General features: G+C 66.3%; 18 protein-coding genes. 10 read left to right on the forward strand and 8 right to left on the reverse strand.

Going from position 1 to position 17969, the window contains the following annotated elements; translation table 11 throughout:
- Nucleotides 1-11: 11 nt before the first annotated feature.
- The 5 genes from J7396_RS02925 to J7396_RS02950 form a co-directional block, all read right to left on the reverse strand.
- Nucleotides 12-605, reverse strand: a complete 594-nt coding sequence (locus J7396_RS02925) for a mechanosensitive ion channel family protein (RefSeq protein ID WP_209261007.1) — start codon at nt 603-605, stop codon at nt 12-14.
- A 425-nt stretch (nt 606-1030) separates the two neighbouring features.
- A complete protein-coding gene (locus tag J7396_RS02935; protein WP_008578219.1) occupies nt 1031-1216 on the reverse strand; it encodes a hypothetical protein in 186 nt (61 codons plus the stop codon).
- 189 nt (nt 1217-1405) lie between these two features.
- Nucleotides 1406-2782 carry an Hsp70 family protein gene (locus tag J7396_RS02940; protein ID WP_209260934.1) on the reverse strand — a complete coding sequence of 459 codons (1377 nt, stop codon included), beginning with the start codon at nt 2780-2782 and terminating at the stop codon, nt 1406-1408.
- 152 nt (nt 2783-2934) lie between these two features.
- Complete coding sequence (locus J7396_RS02945; RefSeq protein ID WP_014089711.1) at nt 2935-3408, reverse strand: peptidylprolyl isomerase; 474 nt, start codon at nt 3406-3408, stop codon at nt 2935-2937.
- 313 nt (nt 3409-3721) lie between these two features.
- Nucleotides 3722-4771 (reverse strand): cation diffusion facilitator family transporter, encoded by a 1050-nt coding sequence (locus J7396_RS02950; protein WP_071117412.1) that lies wholly within the window; start codon nt 4769-4771, stop codon nt 3722-3724.
- Nucleotides 4772-4885: 114 nt separating this feature from the next.
- Between J7396_RS02950 and J7396_RS02955 the strand changes: the two genes are divergently transcribed.
- Nucleotides 4886-5221 carry a zinc ribbon domain-containing protein YjdM gene (locus tag J7396_RS02955; protein ID WP_011346848.1) on the forward strand — a complete coding sequence of 112 codons (336 nt, stop codon included), beginning with the start codon at nt 4886-4888 and terminating at the stop codon, nt 5219-5221.
- A 545-nt stretch (nt 5222-5766) separates the two neighbouring features.
- On the opposite strand, the gene J7396_RS02960 is transcribed toward J7396_RS02955, so the two are convergent.
- Entirely contained in the window at nt 5767-6885 is a 1119-nt protein-coding gene (locus J7396_RS02960) for an alkene reductase (protein ID WP_071117413.1), read from the reverse strand.
- Between the two features lie 219 nt (nt 6886-7104).
- Between J7396_RS02960 and J7396_RS02965 the strand changes: the two genes are divergently transcribed.
- The 7 genes from J7396_RS02965 (at nt 7105) to J7396_RS02995 (ending at nt 12537) form a co-directional block, all read left to right on the forward strand.
- Nucleotides 7105-8316 carry an MFS transporter gene (locus tag J7396_RS02965; protein ID WP_031421810.1) on the forward strand — a complete coding sequence of 404 codons (1212 nt, stop codon included), beginning with the start codon at nt 7105-7107 and terminating at the stop codon, nt 8314-8316.
- 162 nt (nt 8317-8478) lie between these two features.
- Nucleotides 8479-8649: a hypothetical protein gene (locus J7396_RS02970; RefSeq protein WP_014089715.1), complete on the forward strand. Its 171-nt coding sequence runs from the start codon at nt 8479-8481 to the stop codon at nt 8647-8649.
- A gap of 219 nt (nt 8650-8868) precedes the next feature.
- Nucleotides 8869-9324 (forward strand): PA2169 family four-helix-bundle protein, encoded by a 456-nt coding sequence (locus tag J7396_RS02975; RefSeq protein WP_014089716.1) that lies wholly within the window; start codon nt 8869-8871, stop codon nt 9322-9324.
- A gap of 271 nt (nt 9325-9595) precedes the next feature.
- Nucleotides 9596-10198 carry an RNA 2',3'-cyclic phosphodiesterase gene (thpR, locus tag J7396_RS02980; RefSeq protein ID WP_008578228.1) on the forward strand — a complete coding sequence of 201 codons (603 nt, stop codon included), beginning with the start codon at nt 9596-9598 and terminating at the stop codon, nt 10196-10198.
- Nucleotides 10199-10233: 35 nt separating this feature from the next.
- Nucleotides 10234-10839, forward strand: a complete 606-nt coding sequence (locus J7396_RS02985; RefSeq protein WP_209260935.1) for a hypothetical protein — start codon at nt 10234-10236, stop codon at nt 10837-10839.
- 60 nt (nt 10840-10899) lie between these two features.
- Nucleotides 10900-11094: an oxidoreductase-like domain-containing protein gene (locus tag J7396_RS02990; protein WP_008578230.1), complete on the forward strand. Its 195-nt coding sequence runs from the start codon at nt 10900-10902 to the stop codon at nt 11092-11094.
- A gap of 69 nt (nt 11095-11163) precedes the next feature.
- Nucleotides 11164-12537: an AcvB/VirJ family lysyl-phosphatidylglycerol hydrolase gene (locus J7396_RS02995; RefSeq protein WP_033479569.1), complete on the forward strand. Its 1374-nt coding sequence runs from the start codon at nt 11164-11166 to the stop codon at nt 12535-12537.
- A gap of 297 nt (nt 12538-12834) precedes the next feature.
- Here the strand turns inward: J7396_RS02995 and mprF are convergent, their stop codons facing one another.
- Nucleotides 12835-15399, reverse strand: a complete 2565-nt coding sequence (mprF, locus tag J7396_RS03000; protein ID WP_031421814.1) for a bifunctional lysylphosphatidylglycerol flippase/synthetase MprF — start codon at nt 15397-15399, stop codon at nt 12835-12837.
- A 92-nt stretch (nt 15400-15491) separates the two neighbouring features.
- Between mprF and J7396_RS03005 the strand changes: the two genes are divergently transcribed.
- Both J7396_RS03005 and J7396_RS03010 read left to right on the forward strand, forming a co-directional pair.
- The gene (locus tag J7396_RS03005) at nt 15492-16370 is read left to right on the forward strand and encodes a DUF998 domain-containing protein (RefSeq protein WP_306460196.1); all 879 of its coding nucleotides are present in this window, start codon (nt 15492-15494) and stop codon (nt 16368-16370) included.
- A 10-nt stretch (nt 16371-16380) separates the two neighbouring features.
- A complete protein-coding gene (locus tag J7396_RS03010; RefSeq protein ID WP_008578235.1) occupies nt 16381-16728 on the forward strand; it encodes a RidA family protein in 348 nt (115 codons plus the stop codon).
- Nucleotides 16729-16884: 156 nt separating this feature from the next.
- Here J7396_RS03010 and J7396_RS03015 read toward each other — a convergent pair whose 3' ends face one another.
- Complete coding sequence (locus J7396_RS03015; RefSeq protein WP_209260936.1) at nt 16885-17955, reverse strand: cyclopropane-fatty-acyl-phospholipid synthase family protein; 1071 nt, start codon at nt 17953-17955, stop codon at nt 16885-16887.
- Nucleotides 17956-17969: the final 14 nt, after the last annotated feature.

The following is a 17969-nucleotide window of genomic DNA, read 5'->3' on the forward strand; positions in this document are numbered from 1 at the left end:
TGGCCTTGCGCCTAGTTGGCGTTGAAGCTGCCGGTCTCGCGCCAGCGACGCGTCGTGCGCTGGAAAAACAGGCTGTTGGGAACTTGCAGTACGCTGCCGGCACGCTCGCCGGTTTCTTCCAGCGTGGTGTAGATCACGTTGATATCGATCACACGTCCCTTCAAGCCGGGCTTGTCGCCGCCTTCGAGTACCTCGATGTGATCGTGCAGGCGAAATGGCCGCGTGGTGATGATCAGGAATGTGCAGAAGATATTGGACAGCACGCTCCATGCAGCGAAGAACGCTACTGCGCCGACGGCTGCGAACCCGGTGAATGCGGTCCACAACGTGCCGCCCGAGACGCCGATGACCCGTAGCACCATCAGCAAGGCACTGACCGAAATGACGAAGCTGCCGACGCGGCGGATGCCGATCATCATTTCGGCGGGCACGCTGTAACGCGTGCACAGCCGCCGCAGCAACTGCCGGAGCAGCAGGCGGACCAACGCGGCAACTGCCAGGATCAGCACGATCTTGACCGTCGGTACCGCAATCGCCAGCCATTCGGGATTCCAATGGGGCAACAGGCTGCGGATCATGGCGGGCAACGCATCGGAGGCAGACATCACGGCGTGCAGAATCAAAGGGGAATCCATTGTAACGGGCCAACTCTGCGCTGTCGGTGTGCAAAGTGAATGCATGCTCGTCTGCGAATGCAGAAGTGCGGCACGTTGCATGCGTTCAATGCATGCCTACGCGCGCATGCAGATGGAGTCGTGGGTACACGCCTGGAGTTTTTGCGCGGATGCAGCGCAAGGCGCCGACGCGTCCGCAGCGTTCGGTTGCCACGCATCGGCGGCCTGTGCGAAGTCATTGTGCGGGTCATCGCCAGAAGCGACACGAGGTCGCATTGGAGTTGCAGTCCTGCGCGATGCGTATGAATGACATCGGCGGACGCCAGACACAAACATGCCACCTTGCGGTGGCACGTTGATACAACAATCCAACTTCGCGGCAACATGCATTGCAACCTGCCGCGGTGTTGGTGGCGTTAGGCGCTCTTGTCGCCGTCGTTGCGCGCCGGGCCGAAGTTGGTGGTGAGCACTTCGATCCGGCCGCCGGTCTTGCGGAACGCGGCGATGTCGGCAGCGATGCGCTCACGACTGAGCGGCTGCGACTTACCTTCGCTGCGAGCGATGCTGGGCTGGGATTTCTGCTTGGTCGCGGGACGTGCCATGTGGCCTCCTGTAGCGGGGAAGTGCGGTGACACCGCGTGCGGCTAGGGTGGCGCGCGCGGAAGCGGTGTCGAGAGTGCGGCGGCGTTCGGTGCGCCGTCGCGGCGGCACGGTGTACGTGCCGTTGCAGGCAAGACGGCTGAGCGTCGAGCAGCAACCGCCCATTATAGGGGATGACGTTGCAGTGCGTGTTAATCGTCCGACGAGTGGGCTACCTGCGCGGCAGCCCAGGCCAGTCCCTGGACCACACCGAATGACGGATCGCCATGCACCAGGCGCGATTCGGGGAACGCAGCGGCCACGGTCTCGCGGATGTAGCCCGCCCGCGACATGCCGCCGGTGAGGAACACCGTCGTCGGTGCGGCGGCCATGTCGGCGCGCACCTGTGCCAGCAGCCCTGCCAGTTCGCCCAGATAACTGGAAGCGGACGCAACCAATGCATTGGCGTGCACCTCCACGCCCAGGCCGCGCTCAATGAAGTCGAGCGCGGCCTGGTGCCGATCCAGCTCGCTGAGCGCGATCTTGCAGGTTTCCACGCCGCGATACAGGCGCGCGGTGTTGCCGGTGTCCTGCAAGGCCTGCAGGCGCTTGTCGAAGGGGGCGGGCACGTCCTGGTACTTGTGCAGGCGGAATTCGCGCTGTCGCGTCATGTCTTGCACCATCGCCGCCTCCACGTAATGGTGGGTGGGCACGCGCGTGATGCCGCGGCCGAACAGGGGCATGTAGGCCGCCAGGCTCAACGCCAGATCGATATCGGTGCCGCCACGCGCGATGCCCCAGGCACGGTGTACCTGCGGCGCAGCGCTGCCACCGACGCTGGCATGGGCAATGTCGGTGGTGCCGCCGCCGATATCCACCACCACGGTGTCGTGGCGGCTGTCATGGCTGACGTGGTAATGCATCGCCGCCGCTGCAGGTTCTTCGAGAAAGTCCACGCTGTCGAAACCGGCGGCGATCGCGGCGGTCTGCAGGATCTCCAGCGCCTGCGCATTGCCGGCCTCACCGATCGAACTGCGAAATTGCACCGGCCGGCCCAGCGTGGCGTGACGGATGTTGATGTCGAACTGGCGCGAGGCTGTCAGCCGGATGTGTTCCAGCACATGGGTGGCGATGCCGGTAATGGTCTGGCGTGCGCGCGGATGCAGGTTGTAGCCCAGCATCGACTTGGGGCTTTGCACCAGGCTGCCTTCGCCTTCGAGAAAATACGCATCCAGCGCTTCGTCGCCGTAGACGGCGTTTTGCAGCAGGGCGGCGGAACTGCGTGGCTCACGCACCTGCTCTTCCATCCACTGCCGCCGCACGATGCGGATCGCATCGCGGCGCAGGCGGTCGGTGTTGGGGGTGCGGCCGGCGGCCAATGCATCGCGGCGGCCCGAGTCAATGAGCCGCTCAACCTCGTACTCCAGCGCTGGCGTCAGGCTGAAATCGTCCGGGTCGCGCATGATCTCGGGAAAATACACCGTGGTGCGGAACTGCAAGGCCTCGCCGAAGCGCACCGGCACCACTTGCCCATCGACGATCGCCGCGGCGGCGGAGTTGCTGGTACCGAAGTCGATGCCGAGTTTCATGCAGACAGGCCTGGGAGCGGGCCGCGCACTTTACTACGCCCGCCGCACCTGCCGTCGAGATCGGCAGCGTCGGTGACGCCATGGCCCAGCGCGAGCGCTGTGTTGCGCACTGGCCCGCGCCGCAGCCAGGAGGGCGCGCGGCGCGCGCCGGGTCAGGCGGCCAGCTCGGCCACGTGACCGTCGTTCAATTCCTGCGTGGTGGCCTCGCGCACTGCCACCACCTCGACCGCGAAGTGCAGGGTTTGCCCGGCGAGCGGGTGGTTGCCGTCCACGGTGACCTGATCGGGGCCAACCGCGGTCACGGTGACCAGGACCGGGCCTTGCTGCGTGCGCGCCTCGAACTGCACGCCGGGTACCACGTCGACATCGGTCGGAAACGCATCGCGCGGCACCTGCTGGATGAGCTGCTCGTGGCGCGGGCCATAGCCCTGTTCGGGCACGACGTCGGCGGTGAGCGTATCGCCCAGCCGCTTGCCTTCCAGTGCCTGCTCCAGGCCGGGCACGATGTTGCCGGCGCCATGCAGATAACTCAGCGGAGTATCGGGCGTGGAGCGGTCAAGCACTTGGCCGTTGTCGTCGGAAAGGGTGTAGTGGATGGTCGCAACGCGACCCTGGCTGATTTCCATTGGAAACCTCCATGAATGGGTGATCGAGGGGAATGCATCGGCTGATTCACGATGCGAAGAGGTGCCGCACGCACACCGTAGGCAATCGCACCGGATCATGCAACCGCAGCCAGGTTTGCGGTTGAGGCGGGGATCAGCTTGGCGGCACGACCTCCACGACCAGGCTCGCGCCGGCTGCCTCAGCGCGAAGACGGAGTGGAGCGTGGAGTGCGTTGGGCCGACCGTCTGCAGCGCGCAATGGACCAACGCGCAGCGACGCGGTGACCCACGGGCATGCTTCACGACATCTGCATGCCGCACGCTTCGGTCTCCCTCAGTCCGGCGCTGCTCCGCTCTCGATCTGCGCACGCCGTGCACGCCAGGTTTCCGGGGTCTGCGGCTTGATGAACAGTGCGGTGAGCTCGGGATGTTGCTGCTTGGCAGCGGCTTCGATCCGCCCGACGCAGGCCTCGATCTGCGGTGTGGTGCGGCTGTCTTCGAACTCGGCGCTCAACGCCGCCACCACCTGGTTGGGGCCCATTTGCATGGTGAGCACGCCATTGGCCGCACGCACGTCCGGGTCGCTGGCGGCGATGCGCAGCAGCGAGTCGGTAACATGCGCATGCGCCGGCTCGCCGATCAGCAGGCCCTTGGTTTCGCGCGCCAACAGGAACGCGGTAAACGCGAGCACGCCGGCAATGCCGATCGAGGCGATGCCGTCGAGTTCGGGCATGTCGAACAATTGCGCACCGGCCAGGCCGAGCAGCGCCATCAGCAGGCCGATCAACGCAGCGCTGTCTTCCAGCAACACGGTGAAGGTGGTGGGGTCCTTGCTCTGGCGAAATGCCTGGAAATAGCCCATGCGGCCTTTCTTGGAGCGAAATTCGCGCACCGCCACCACCCATGAAATGCCTTCGAACACGATCGATACGCCGAGCACGCAGTAGGCAATCAGGTGGCTCTTGGCCGGCTCGGGGTTGCGTAAATGCACGATGCCTTCGTACAGCGACACGCCTGCACCCATCGCGAAGACCAGCAGGGCGACGATGAAACTCCAGAAATACAGCTCGCGCCCGTAACCGAACGGATGGGTCGGGGTGGGCGGCTGCGCAGCGCGGCGCAAGCCATACAGCAGCAGCACTTCGTTGACGGTGTCCACCAGCGAATGCACGCCTTCGCTGAGCATGGCCGAGCTGCCGGAAATGCCGGCGGCGATGAACTTGGCCACGGCAATGGCCAGATTGCCCGCCAGTGCCACGTACACCACCACGTGCGAACCCTTGGGCTTGCCTGGGCCATTGTCGCTGGCGGCGGGGTCGCTTTGTTGGGTGTGAGGGGAGGGCGGCGTTGTGCGCGGGGGAGTGGACACTGGCTGATTGGACACGCGCGACCTGCGGGGCATTCGACAAGCGCCGCACTATCGCCCCATCCCCGTGCCGGGTGCGTGATCGCGCACCCGGGCGGCTACAATCCACGCCCGCTTCGATCAAGGAATTGCATGCCTACCGTCCCCGCCTGTCCGCAATGCGGACTGGAAAATACCTATGCCGATGGCGCGATGTCGATCTGCGCCGACTGCGGCTTCGAATGGAGCGCAGGCGATGCCGCGGCAGACACGACGGTGGTGCGCGACAGCAACGGCAACGTGCTGCAGGCCGGCGACACGGTGACCGTGATCAAGGATCTCAAGGTCAAGGGCTCTTCGATCCCGCTCAAGCAGGGCACGGTGATCCGCAACATTCGCCTGGTCGAAGACGATGCCGAGCACATCGAGGGCAACTCGGAAAAGATCAAGGGCCTGGTGTTGAAGACCTGTTTCCTGCGCAAGGCGTAAGCGCGGTGACCCCGTGGCGCGGCAGTGTGCGTTGGCGGAAGCCGGCGCGCGCTCGCCCCAATGCGCAGCGCACCTGCGGATGGGCAGTGCAGGCCCGTTGCGCTAATCGCGCGGATACACCGCCGCCACCATGCAGCCCTGTCGCATGCGCGAGAGCCTTGGCAATGAGATAGCTGCATCATCGGCAGCGTTGGCGTACTGGCAATCGCGACGGTTAGCGCGCATGCGCCGCTGCGAAATCACGTGTGGTGATGGGGTGGCGTTGCGGATCAGATGATGCAGGGTGACGAGTGTCGGGCGCGCATGGCAACCGGCAAAAAACTCGATGCCAATAACGCACGACCAGGTGCGCGCAGGCGATGCGCAGGATGCCGGCAGCGGTCCGCCTGGCAATCACCGAGCGGCCGCATGGCCAGCGGCGCGCGTGCAAGACCGGTCGCTGCTTATCGGCCAACAGCAGGCATGCAGTGCATCGGCGTCACCCACGGCAACCGCACCGTGCCAGCCGGCAGGTGCGGTCGCGTGGTCAGCGGCTGATCAGGCGATTACTTTGGCAAAGCGGGGTAGTCGGTGTAACCCTTGGCACCGCCGCCGTACATGGTGGCCTGGTCGATCTCGGCCAGCGGCGCGTTCTCGCGCAGGCGACGCACCAGGTCCGGATTGGCGATGAACGGGCGGCCATAGGCGATCGCATCGGCGTAGCCGCTGCTGATGGCCTGTTCGGACATGCCGCGGTCGTAGCCGTTGTTGGCGATCCAGGCGCCGTCGAACTTGGCGCGCAGCGCGGCATAGTCGAAGGCGATGTTGTCGCGCGGGCCGCCGGTGGCGCCCTCGATCACGTGCACGAAGGCCAGCCCGCCGATCAGGTTCAGGCGCTCGACCGCACGTTCGAACAGCGGCTGCGGGTCGGAGTCGTGCGCGCCGTACACCGGGGTCACCGGCGACAAGCGCACGCCGGTGCGCTCGGCGCCGATTTCATCGGCAATCGCCTGCACCACTTCGGCAAGCAGGCGGGTACGGTTTTCGATATCGCCACCGTAGGCATCGGTGCGCTGGTTAGAGCTGTCGCGCAGGAACTGGTCCAACAAATAGCCGTTGGCCGCATGCACTTCCACGCCGTCGAAGCCGGCATCGATCGCGTTGCGCGCCGCGATGCGGTAGTCCTCGATCAAGCCGGGGATTTCATCCAATGCCAGCGCGCGCGGCTCGGACACGTCCTCGAATCCGTTCTTGGTGAAGGTCTTGCCTTCGGCGCGAATGGCGCTGGGCGCAACCGGCACTTCGCCCGGCGGCAGCACACTGGTGTGCGAGACGCGGCCAACGTGCCACAGCTGCAGCACGATCTTGCCGCCGCGGCGATGCACTTCGTCAGTGACGGCGCGCCAGCCCTCGATTTGTTCCTTGGTGTAGATGCCGGGCGTATCGAGGTAACCCTGGCCCAGCGGACTGATCTGGGTGCCTTCGGCCACGATCAGGCCGGCGGTGGCACGCTGGCCGTAATACTCAGCGGCAAGCGGCGAGGGCACCTGGCCGGCGACCGCGCGGTTGCGCGTCAGCGGGGCCATGATCACGCGGTTGGCAAGCTCCAGCGCGCCCAGGCGCACCGGCGAGAACAAGGGGGATTGAGTGGATTTGGACATCAGCAACCAGTCGAAATTGATCACGCGCCAGGCGCGACGCCGCGCCGATCGCGGTGCCCGGTAGCGATGGTGGCGGACTCAAGCAGATTCGAGCGATGCAGATAGGACACAGCGTCCCTGTCGCGTCGAAAGCGTGGCAACTGTGATGGAGTGGGCGCTGGCGCTGAACCGCCCCTGGTGTCGCGCTTTCCTGCTCTGCTGCATTGCACAATAATAGGCCGCCCCGCCACTCTGGAGTCGGGCATGACCGATACCGACCTTTCTTCGCCACGCGTGTCCCGGCGCGATTACGTGCTGATCCTGCTTGCGCTGGCGATGGGCGGCTTTGCGATCGGCATCAGCGAATTCTCCACCATGGGCCTGATGACGCAGATTGCGCAGGGCCTGCAGATCACCGAGCCGCAGGTCGGTCACGTCATCAGCGCGTATGCGTTGGGCGTGGTGGTGGGTGCGCCCTTGCTGGCGATCCTGGGCGCGCGCTGGCCGCGGCGCACCTTGTTGCTGCTGTTGATGGTCTTCTATGCGCTGGGCAACGTGGCCAGCGCATTGGCACCGAGCTACCACGCCATGCTGCTGTGCCGCTTTATCGCCGGACTGCCGCATGGCGCCTACTTCGGCGTTGCGTCGCTGGTGGCCGCATCGATCAGCCCGCCCAATCAACGTGCCACTGCAGTGGGGCGCGTGTTGTTGGGTCTGAGTGTTGCGCTGCTGGTGGGCAACCCGCTGGCAACCTGGCTGGGGCAAATCGTGAGCTGGCGCTGGGCCTATGCGTCGGTGTCGGTGATTGCGCTGGGCACGGTCGCCGCCGTGGCGGTCCTGTTGCCGCCGCAGCCGGAGGAGCCGCGCCAGCAGCCGCTGCGCGAATTGCGCGCGTTCAATCAGCCGCAGGTGTGGCTGGCATTGGCGATCGGGGCGGTGGGTTTTTCCGGCATGTTCTGCGTCTTCAGTTACCTTGCGCCGACCTTGACTGCGGTGACCGGCGTGACCGCAGCGCGCATCCCGTTGGCGATGGTGGCGTTCGGCGTGGGCGGGGTGCTGGGAAGCATCCTGGGCGGTTGGTTGTTCGATCGCATGCAGTTCCGCGCCGTACCGGTGTTGCTGCTGTGGTCGGTGGTGGTGATGTTGACGTTTCCGCTGGCAGCGCAGTCAGGCGTGTGGGTGTTCGTCTCGATCGTGGCGGTCGGCACCATGGGGGCGTTGGCGCCGGCCTTACAGACGCGCTTGATGGACGTGGCGGCAGAAGCGCAGACCCTGGCCGCAGCGTCCAACCATGCAGCGTTCAATACGGCCAATGCATTGGGTCCATGGCTGGGTGGCATGGCGATCACGGCAGGCTGGGGTTGGACCTCCACCGGCTACGTCGGCGCGGCCACCGCGCTCGGCGGGTTGCTGGTCTATGCAGCGGCGGTGTGGCAGGAACGCCATCAGCAACGTGCAGTGCTGACGAATTGCTGAGTTGCCGGTGCCGCAATGCGTCAAGCGCCCGCGGCGCCGTTTCGCTCCGGTGGCAGCTTGCGCCGCCATGCAGCGATTCGCACGGCCCATGTGCCATCACGACAGCCATCTCACGGGGCGCCGGCGAGACTTCGCGTTCCATCAAGCGGACCGAACAGTGCCATGAACGAGTTCACTCCACCGCCGTGGAAGCGCTCCAATCCCAAGGGCAAGGCGAAGTCGACACCGTTGACCGATGCGCAAAAAGCAGCCGCCAAGCAGCGCGCCGAAGAGGCGGGGCGGCCGTATCCGAATCTGGTCGACAACATGTGGGCCAGTCGCCAGCCGAAGTGATCTTGATCCGCTGTTGGCATGGATGAATTGCAATTCATCGCATGCATGATGGCGTGAGGACGATGCCCACATCGCTCACATATCGATTATGCGGGCGACGCGAGGATGAGGCCGTACACAACGCGACGGCACTGCAATCAACCCATCGATTGACTCAACCCGCCGCACGCGCAGTCATCGCACCGCGCCGCGTCGGTCCATCCAAACAAGGAGCCACACATGAGCATTCAGAGCAAAACTGAGCATAGCCTCAACGACCTCATCGCCATCTCGCGCGACGGCAAGGACTTCTACGAAGAAGCCGCGGCCAAGGTGGGCGACGCGGAGCTCGCGACGCTGTTCCGCCGCATCGCCGGCGTCAAGACCGACATCGTCAGCAGCCTGAGCAGTGTGGTCGCCGCCGCCGGTGGCACGCCGGAACAGCACGGCACCATGGTGGGCAGCATGCAGCAGTTCTACGGCAAAGTTCGCGCAACCCTGGGCGACACCAAGTACGGCTATGTGGCCGAGTTGGAAGAGTCCGAAGACCGTCTGTTGAAGGCGTTCGACGAGACCATCGCCGACCAGGACACCCCGGCCGCTGCACGCGAAGCCGCGCTGCGCCTGCTGCCTGAGGTACGCGCTTGCCATGACGTCATGCGCAACCGCAAGCATGCGATGAAGAGCGCCGCATAAGCTGCGCGTTGAACCGAGTGCATCGTCACCGATCCGATGCAGCTCCGGAGTAAGACGATAAAGGCGGAAACGGGCAGCGCATGCTGCCCGTTTCTTTGTGTGTCGCCGCAGGCGCGCATGCATGGCGCAAGGCCGCAATCGCAGTTCCACGCAATGCAAGAGGTTCCACATCCACGCCATGCATGCCGGCATGTCCGGCACGTGTTGGGTCTGCTAGTATCCGCCGCCCTTCTTCAGGCAGGCCCGCGTTGCGCGGTCGCGGCATCCACCCATGAAGCAACAGTTCCTGTACCTGTCGTCGGCCGAGGCACAGCTGTCGCTCGGGCTTGGAGAAGAGAAGACCACCGAACGTCTGTTTTTCGCGGTGATGGCCGATGCGTCCACTGCCGAGCATGCAGCGCGCATTGCCGACCGCCTGTTGCAAGGCGGGCACGCCCAAGGCAAGGCGCTTGCGCGCGAACGGCTGCATGTGACCCTGCATCATCTGGGCGATTACGCCGGTGGTCTGCCGCCATCGTTGGTGAGCCGCGCCAGCCAGGCCGCGACGCGCGTGCAGATGGACGCGTTCGAGGTGGAGTTCGATCGCGTCGGCACCTTCGGCGGCAGGCGCTCGCAACTTCCCTGCGTGCTGCGTGGCGAAGAGCAGGTGCGCGGGCTTTACGAGCTGCAGGGCGCATTGGGAAGGCAGCTGGCGCATGTGGGCATTGCCGGCGACGCGCAATACACGCCGCACATGACGCTGCTGTACTGCAATCAGGCGGTGCCGCAGCGGCGCTGCGATGCGCTAGCCTGGACCGTGCGCGATTTCGCGCTGGTGCGCAGCTTTCTTGGCCAGTCGCGCTACCAGATCGAAGGCCGCTGGTCGCTGCGCTGATGTGCATGGCCGCGCGTACGCGGTAGCCTGCGGACATGGACATCGCCACGCCATTGCCATTGCAGGCCGACCACCTGGCCGCGCTCGAACAGGCCTATGCCGCCCCGCCGCGCGCTTACCACCACTTCGGCCACGTTCGCGCGGTGCTGCAGCACTACGCCGAGGTCGCGGCCGGGCCGGGCTGGCGCCAGCCGACAGAAGTCTGGCTGGCGGTGCTGTTCCATGATGCGGTGTATCAGCCCGGATGCAGTGACAACGAGGCGCAATCGGCACTGATGGCGGCCGAAGCCATCCCGCGCTGGTGGCCGCAGGCGCGGGTGGATGTCGAGCGGGTGCAGGCGCTGATCCTGCTCACGGCCCGGCATGGGCAAGTGCAGCCGCAGGACGTGGATGAAGACGCCGCGCTGTTCCTGGACTGCGACATGGCGATCCTGGCCGCGCCCGCGGCGGTATTCGATGCCTACGATCAGGCCATCGCCGAGGAGTATCGCGGGCACGTGCCCAGCGTGCTGTTCCGGCGCAATCGCCGTCGATTCCTGGCGGCTGTGCTCAAGCAACCGCGCATCTTCCTGAGCGACTACTTCCATACCCGCCACGACACTGCAGCGCGCGCCAATCTGCGCCGGCGGCTGGGGCGCTGAGCCTACGCCCCAGCCGGCTGCATGTCCGGCTGAGTCCGATGCGCACGCTACAATGGCCGCATGCACGACAGCGCTGCTTCCCGCCCAGACCCACGCCCGATCGCCCCACAGCCGCCTGCGCCCAACGAATGCTGTGAGAGCGGCTGCCCGCTGTGCGTGCACGATCTGTATGCCGAGGAGCTGACGCGTTACCGCCAGGCCCTGGCAGCGTGGGAAGCGCGCCAGCCGGCGGTCAGCCGCCCCGAGGCGCAATGAGCCAGGTCCTGCGCTTCGCGCTGCAGTCCGGAACGATTATCTTTGAACCACTTTTCCCGATGGTGCGACATGCGACGACTTGAAATGTGGAGCGCGCTCTGCGGCGCGGCGATGTTGACGCTGTCGGGCATGGCCGCCGCGCAGGCGCCGGAACCGGTCAGCCACGGCCGTTTCGAGCAGGTGCCGGTGCTGATGCCCAAGGGAGAGCCGCAACGGGTGGTGATCTGGCTGGCCGGTGCGGGCGATGCCGCCAAGCGTCAGGCCCAGGCAGAAAGCCTGCGCGCCGACGGTGCGATGGTGGCGGTGGTGGACACCGCGCACCTGTACGCAGTGCTGCGCAAGGCTGGCGGCACCTGCACGTTCTCGGTCGGCGACGTGGAAAATTTCTCGCGTTACGTGCAGGCCTTCTATCACATCCCCACCTATCGTCTGCCGCTGCTGGTGGGCGATGGCGAGGGCGCCGCGTTGGCCTACGCGATCGCGGCTCAGGCCAAGCCGCACGTCCTGGCCGGCGTGCTCACCGACGGGCTCTGCCCGGCCACCGTGTCCAACCAGGCAATCTGCCAGCCGGGTGTACGCCCCGGGACCAACACGCTGTTGCCGGTGCCGTTGCAGATTCCCTGGGTGCTTGCCGCCAGCCAGGACAAACGCTGCCCGGCGGCTGCCGAAGAGGGTTTCCTCAAGCAGGTGCCGCAGGCGCGAACCTTCCGGCGCTCTGCCAAAGGCGACATCCTGCCCGGCCTGCGCGCCGCGGTGCGTTCGCTGGGCGAACAGAAGGGCGTGGCGTTGCCGCCGCCGCCGGGCGGTCTTGCGGATCTGCCGGTGGTGGAACTGCCGGCCAAGCCCGATGGCGACAGCGACGACGACACCTTCGTGATCTTCGTGTCCGGCGATGGCGGTTGGGCAGGCCTGGACGAAGAGGTGGCCGATGCACTCGCCGCGCAAGGCATTCCGGTGGTCGGCCTGGATTCGCTGCGTTACTTCTGGACCGAACGCACCCCGCAAGGCTTTGCCGACGACCTGGATCGCATTGCCCGCGTCTATGCGCAGCGCTGGGATCGCCAGCGCGTGGTACTGATCGGCTTTTCGCAGGGCGCCGACGTGCTGCCGGCGGCCATCAATAAACTGCCCGCTGCGACCAAGCAGAACCTGCGTATGACGGCGCTGCTGTCGGTCGGCAAGCTGGCCGACTACGAGTTCCACGTCAGCAACTGGCTGGGCTCGGACGACGAGGGCCTGCCGATCGCGCCGGAGATCCAGCGTCTGCCGGCCGGCACGACGGTGTGCATCTACGGCCAGGACGACGACGATGCGCTTTGCCCGAACCTGCCCGCAAACGTGGCCAAGCGGGTCGCACTGCCAGGCGATCACCATTTCAAGGGCGATTACACGACCCTGGCCAAGACGATCATGGACCAGTTGCACACGCTGTCGAAGCCGTAAGGCCGGACAGTGTTTGATCTGAGTGCGCCGACCGTGTCCTGGTCGGCGGCACGGTGCCGGGTCCGGTCCGGAATCGCGACACGCTGTGAATCCATCCTTGGAAGCTCGATGGCGGCATCCATGCCGCCCCACATGCGCTGGCCCGCGGAGGTGGCACCGCGCTTTCACGGTCTGCGACCGCTGCTCCGCACACCAGGATTGCCGGAAACGGCGTGCTCCTGCGTTGTCAATCCGCTCCGGTGGGCGCCAGCGAACGCGGCCGGACCTGCATGTTCGGCGCCAGCGTCGCGCGCGGGCTTACTCCTGCCGCCCAGGATCGGCCGAGATCAGGCGGGTGACATCCAGCAAGGCGGCCGGCAGATGCATGCCGCCGGGGGCGACCAGATAGCGTGGACGCCAGGTCGGGGCGAACTTCGACTTGAAGCGGCGTAGACCGCTGAATCCGTAGAAACGCTCGCCGTGCCGCGCGACCAGGCTGGCGAAGCGGTTCCAGCGCCCGGCCAGGCGATGTTCGGCCAGGCCCGACAACGGCGCCATGCCCAGCGAGAACCGCGTGTAGCCGTTGGCCTGGCCCCACAGGAACAACTCGATGAACAGGAAGTCCATGGTGCCCTTCGGTGCCTGCGCGCTGTGCCGCATCAGGTCCACCGACAGTTCGCCGCCGGCCGGTGCCCACCACACGTTGGCAAATGCCACGATCTGGCCTTCGACCTCGGCCACCGCCACCGGGAAGCGACGCAGGTAATCCGGATCGAAGCTGCCCAGCGAGAAGCCTTTCTCTTCGCCGGATTTTTCTTCCAGCCATTGTTCCGACACCTCGGCCAGGCGCGGCAATACCTCCTCCACCTGTTCGGGCGGCAGCATGCGGAAGCTCAGGCCGCCGCGCTTGCCGCGGTTCCAGGCCTGGCGCAGGTCGGCACGGTCGCGGCCTTCCAGGGTGAAACCCTCCAGCGGCACGATCGCCTCTTCGCCCAGCTTGACCAGGGTCAGGCCCATGTCGAGATAGGTCTGCCAGTACCGTTCGCCGACCTGGTAGAACACCGGGCGCAGGCCCATGTGGTCGGCCTCTTCGCGGAAGCGCCAGATCAGCGCGCACGCCACCTCCGGCGGGCCGACCGGGTCGCCCATGGAAATCAACGAACCCCCATAGCGCTGCATCATCACAAAGCCACGGCGCTGCTCATCCAACAAAAACGCCTTGTCGCCGGTCAGCGCCAGGCAGGCCTGGGTATCGGTACTGGTGGCCAGGATCGGTGCCAGCGTCTGCAGCGTCTGCGCATCGGCCGCCGGCATCGGCCTGCGCCCACCACGCAGCAGGCGCGCCATGCCGAACACGATCACGCCCACGCACAGGATCAGCGCGGCGCGCAATGCACGCGGCGCATTGGCCGAGGTGGCGAACTGCCACCACAGATCGTTGCTGTATTCGACATGGCTGTAGACGAAGAACAGCAGCCAGAACGTGGCCACCAGCACCAGGCCCAGGTTGCTCAGCCAGCGCCACGACCAGGCTTCGTCCAGCAGCGCGCCCTGGCGATAGAACTCGCGTCGCGCCGCCCACAGCGCAACCGCTGCCAGCGCCGCCGACAACGACACCGAGATATGGCTGCCGCGCAGCAGCGCCAACGGCGGCAGCAGCAAGCACACGCCCAGCGCCAGCACCCAGGCCGCATGGCTGCGGCGCTGCAGGCCCTGGCCGATCAGCAGCAGCATCATGCCGCCCAGGCTGACCAGCAGGTGCGAGGTTTCGATCAGCGGCAGCGGCGCCACTTCCTGGCGCGCGCGCGGTGTCGGCAGGGTGCCGTCGATCACCAGCGCGGCACCCACTGCAAACACCGCCAACGCCAGAATCTGCGGCAGCCACGGGCGCAGGGTCTTCCACACGGTGCGCGCGGTGCTGGCGCCGACGCGTACCGGCGCGCGCAGCCCGGAGGCGGCCGCCATGGCCACCGAGATCAGCAGTGGCACGATGTAGTACGTGACGCGGTAGGCCAGCGCCGCGGCCAGGACCGCGGCGGGAGTCACGTGCGGCAGCAGTTTGAGCAGGCTCCACTCGAACACGCCCAGGCCGGCCGGCACGGTGGAGATCAGCCCGGCCACCACGGCCACCAGCCAGATGCCGATGAAGCCGAAGTAGCCGGTACCGGGGTCCGGCGGCAGCAGCACGTAGAACGCGGCCGCGGCCAGGCCCAGTTCCACCACGCTCAGTGCGGTGACGCCCAGCACCGTGGTGCGGTCCGGTAACCAGAACCGGTGGGTGCGGATGCCGAACTCGCGGCCCTGTTTGCCGACCAGCGCCAGCATGGCGCTGTAGCCGACCAGCAGGGCGATGCCGGCAATGCGGATGGCCTGCGCAGTGATCGGCAACGCGCGCGCGGCCGCTTCCGGTTCCAGCAGCAATGCCAGACCCAGCAGCACCCAGGCCCCGAAGATGAAGCCCAGGGTGCTCATCAGCACCACCTGGCCAATCTCGGCCAGGGTCAGGCCCACGCTGCCGTAGCCGCGCAGTCGCACGGCGCCGCCGGTGAGTGCGGCAAAGCCCAATGTCTGCCCGACCGCATGCGCCATGAAGGCGGTGATGCCCACCCGTGCCGGATGCAGCTGCTTGCCGGTGCGCTTGAGCCCCACCCAGTCGAAGCCCACCAGGCACGCGTAGCTGCTCAGGCCGAGCAGCAGCGTCAGTGCGATCTGCCCCGCGCCCAGCGCACGGAACGCATGCCGGATCTGGCGGTAGCCGTGGTCGGTGAACTGCGACGACAGCGCATGCAGGGCCATCGCCAGGATCGCCAGGCTGATGATGACCGGCAAGGCGCGACGCCAACCGCTGGCGGACGTTTCGGAAGACGCGGGGGTATCCGTCATGAGGGCAACGGGATCTGCTGAAAGGGAAGGAGGGTGCATGCACGAGGTGTGCCGCGCGCGCGTTTGCAATGCATGGGCCGGTCGGGTTGAGGGTGCATGCAGCGTGGTTGCGAAGGTGCCGACATCCAGTGAACGCGTGGTTCGATCGTACCGACACAGTGTCCGTGCGGGCCGGCCGCGCGCATCATAGGGCAAAGCCGCACACGCGTGCCGAACGAACACGACAGGACAGCCATGACAGTTGGAAGGCAGACAGGCTGCTGATGCGCACTCCACCCGATTCCCCAACGTTTGCGCCGCACGCGCGGGCCATGCCGCCGCGCTGGAGCGGCCACGCCGGCCGCATCGCCGCCGCCGCTGGCATGGTCTTCATCGGGCTGGTGCTGGTGTTGCAATGGCTGCGCCGCGATCTCTGGTGGGTGGATGCGCAACTGAGCGCCTATCTGCACGGTCCGTATGGCCTGTTGCTGCGCACCGCCTACTGCCTGCTGGCCGCCAGCATGGCGTGGCTGGCGCTGGGGCTGTATGCGGCGTTGGCGCCGGCCGCGCGCAGCCGCACCGTGCTGGGTTTGTTCTGGATGGCGGCATTGGGGCTGTGCATGGTCTCGATCGGCGACAGCTGGATGCCCGAGCTGGCGCCGGAGGCGGCCGCGATGGTGCATGTGTTGTCGGCGGATACGACGTTTCTGTGCGTGATTGCCGCGGTATTGCTGCAGGCGTGGTACTTCCGGGCCGATGTGCGGTGGCGTGCACACTTTCCTTCGGCCTTCCCGCTGGGCTGGGCAGCGTTTGCGGTGTTGCTGTTCCATGTCACCGTGACCAGCGCACCCCTGGGCATCAGCCAGAAGATCGCCATCGTGCTGATCGTGGCCTGGATGGTGCGCGCGGGCACCGTGTTGGCGCGCTGCGAGCGCGACGGGGCTGCACGTCTGCCGCATTCGCGGGACAATGCAGGGGTCAATCAACCGTAGGAAGCCTGAAATGCTGCAGCGATTCGATGCGGGTCCGCGTATGTCCGAAATGACCGTCCATGCCGGCGTGTGTTACCTGGCTGGCCAGATTGCCGAGGACACCAGCCAGGACATCACCGGGCAGACCCGCCAGGTGCTGGGCGAGATCGACAAGCTGCTGGCGCTGGCGGCCAGCGACAAGACCAAGATCCTGCGTGCGGAGATCTTCCTCGCCGACATCGCCGATTTCGATGGCATGAACAAGGCCTGGGACGAGTGGGTGCCGCACGGCTTCACGCCTGCCCGCGCCACCGTTGAAGCCAAGTTGGCGCGGCCGGAGTGGAAAGTGGAAATCGTGGTGACCGCTGCGGCGGGCTGATCGCGCCACTGGGTGCGGCGCTTGAAGCGGTGCGCGCGATGGCACGCAGCGCTTCAGCGCAACCAGGTGACTGCTGCGCGGTTGTCGCAGTGCGCGCAAGCACGCGCGGTGCATGGTGGCCGGCAGTCATGTTCGCAACGGCTGCCGGCGGTGCAATCAACGTTTGACGAAGCGGTAATGCGCCACGCCCCACTCGCGGCCGTGGTCGTAGCCGAACAATTCCGCGCAGGCCAGCCAGAACATCCGCCAGCGCTGCCACCAACGCTGCGCGTCGTCGCCGTAGGTCTGCTTCAACAGCGGCATGATCTGGTCGCGGTGGCGGTCCTGGTTTTCCAGCCAGGCGTTGGCGGTCTTCTCGTAATGCTCGCCCGACAGCAGCCAACGTTGTTCGATCACCACATCCTGCTGGAAGTGCAGCAGGGTATCGGCCGCCGGCATCAGCCCGCCGGTGAAAAAATGCCGGCCCATCCAGTTGTCTTCGCCGACCACTTCGAACGGGTAGGCCAGATCGCGGTGGCAAAAAATGTGCACGAACAGCTTGCCGCCCGGTGCCAGCCAGCTGCCGACGCGTGCGAGCAGGTCGCGGTAGTTGCGCATGTGCTCGAACATTTCCACTGACACCACGCGATCGAAGTCGCCCGGTGGCAGGGTCAGCGCGTTGACGTCGGCAGTGATCACCTGCACGTTGCTCAGCCCGCGCACGCGGCACTGCTCCAGGATATGCGCGCGCTGCGGGCGCGAGTTGGACACCGCCATGATGCTGGCGTTCGGATAGCGCTCGGCCATCCATAGGGTCAACGAGCCCCAGCCGCAGCCCAGTTCCAGGATGCGTTGACCATCGGCCAGTTCGGCGCGCTCGCCGTACAGCGCCAGCATGCGTTCTTCGGCGGCATCCAGATTGGGCGTGGTGGCATCCCAGTAGCAGCTGCTGTACTTGAGCCGGCGGCCCAGGCACAGGGTGAAGAACTGCGGCGGCAATTCGTAATGCTGGCGATTGGCCGCATCGGTTTCGATCGCGATCGCGCTGGCCCGCAGGCTGTCGATGAAGGCGCGTTGCCGCTCGCCGTTGGCATCGGCATCGTTGCCGCGCTCATCGCGCAGGCGCTGCGCGCACAGGCGACGGATGCCGTGGCGCAAGACGGCGTCGGGCAGCACACCGGATTCGGCGAGCCGCGTGGCGAAGGCTTCTTCGGGCTGCGCGGAGGGCGGGACGATAACGGTAGACATGCAACTCTCCAGGC

The organism is Xanthomonas sp. A1809, assembly GCF_017746015.1.
Lineage (GTDB): Bacteria > Pseudomonadota > Gammaproteobacteria > Xanthomonadales > Xanthomonadaceae > Xanthomonas > Xanthomonas euvesicatoria.

What these genes read in the sequence shown, in the direction of transcription:
- J7396_RS02990 (WP_008578230.1), top strand. Translation starts at nt 10,900, where the DNA reads ATGCACGACAGCGCTGCTTCCCGCCCAGACCCACGCCCGATCGCCCCA.
- J7396_RS02975 (WP_014089716.1), top strand. Translation starts at nt 8,869, where the DNA reads ATGAGCATTCAGAGCAAAACTGAGCATAGCCTCAACGACCTCATCGCC.
- J7396_RS02935 (WP_008578219.1), bottom strand. Translation starts at nt 1,216, where the DNA reads ATGGCACGTCCCGCGACCAAGCAGAAATCCCAGCCCAGCATCGCTCGC.
- J7396_RS02995 (WP_033479569.1), top strand. Translation starts at nt 11,164, where the DNA reads ATGCGACGACTTGAAATGTGGAGCGCGCTCTGCGGCGCGGCGATGTTG.
- J7396_RS03010 (WP_008578235.1), top strand. Translation starts at nt 16,381, where the DNA reads ATGCTGCAGCGATTCGATGCGGGTCCGCGTATGTCCGAAATGACCGTC.
- J7396_RS02945 (WP_014089711.1), bottom strand. Translation starts at nt 3,408, where the DNA reads ATGGAAATCAGCCAGGGTCGCGTTGCGACCATCCACTACACCCTTTCC.
- mprF (WP_031421814.1), bottom strand. Translation starts at nt 15,399, where the DNA reads ATGACGGATACCCCCGCGTCTTCCGAAACGTCCGCCAGCGGTTGGCGT.
- J7396_RS02925 (WP_209261007.1), bottom strand. Translation starts at nt 605, where the DNA reads ATGTCTGCCTCCGATGCGTTGCCCGCCATGATCCGCAGCCTGTTGCCC.
- J7396_RS02940 (WP_209260934.1), bottom strand. Translation starts at nt 2,782, where the DNA reads ATGAAACTCGGCATCGACTTCGGTACCAGCAACTCCGCCGCCGCGGCG.
- thpR (WP_008578228.1), top strand. Translation starts at nt 9,596, where the DNA reads ATGAAGCAACAGTTCCTGTACCTGTCGTCGGCCGAGGCACAGCTGTCG.
- J7396_RS02985 (WP_209260935.1), top strand. Translation starts at nt 10,234, where the DNA reads ATGGACATCGCCACGCCATTGCCATTGCAGGCCGACCACCTGGCCGCG.
- J7396_RS02955 (WP_011346848.1), top strand. Translation starts at nt 4,886, where the DNA reads ATGCCTACCGTCCCCGCCTGTCCGCAATGCGGACTGGAAAATACCTAT.
- J7396_RS02965 (WP_031421810.1), top strand. Translation starts at nt 7,105, where the DNA reads ATGACCGATACCGACCTTTCTTCGCCACGCGTGTCCCGGCGCGATTAC.
- J7396_RS02970 (WP_014089715.1), top strand. Translation starts at nt 8,479, where the DNA reads ATGAACGAGTTCACTCCACCGCCGTGGAAGCGCTCCAATCCCAAGGGC.
- J7396_RS03015 (WP_209260936.1), bottom strand. Translation starts at nt 17,955, where the DNA reads ATGTCTACCGTTATCGTCCCGCCCTCCGCGCAGCCCGAAGAAGCCTTC.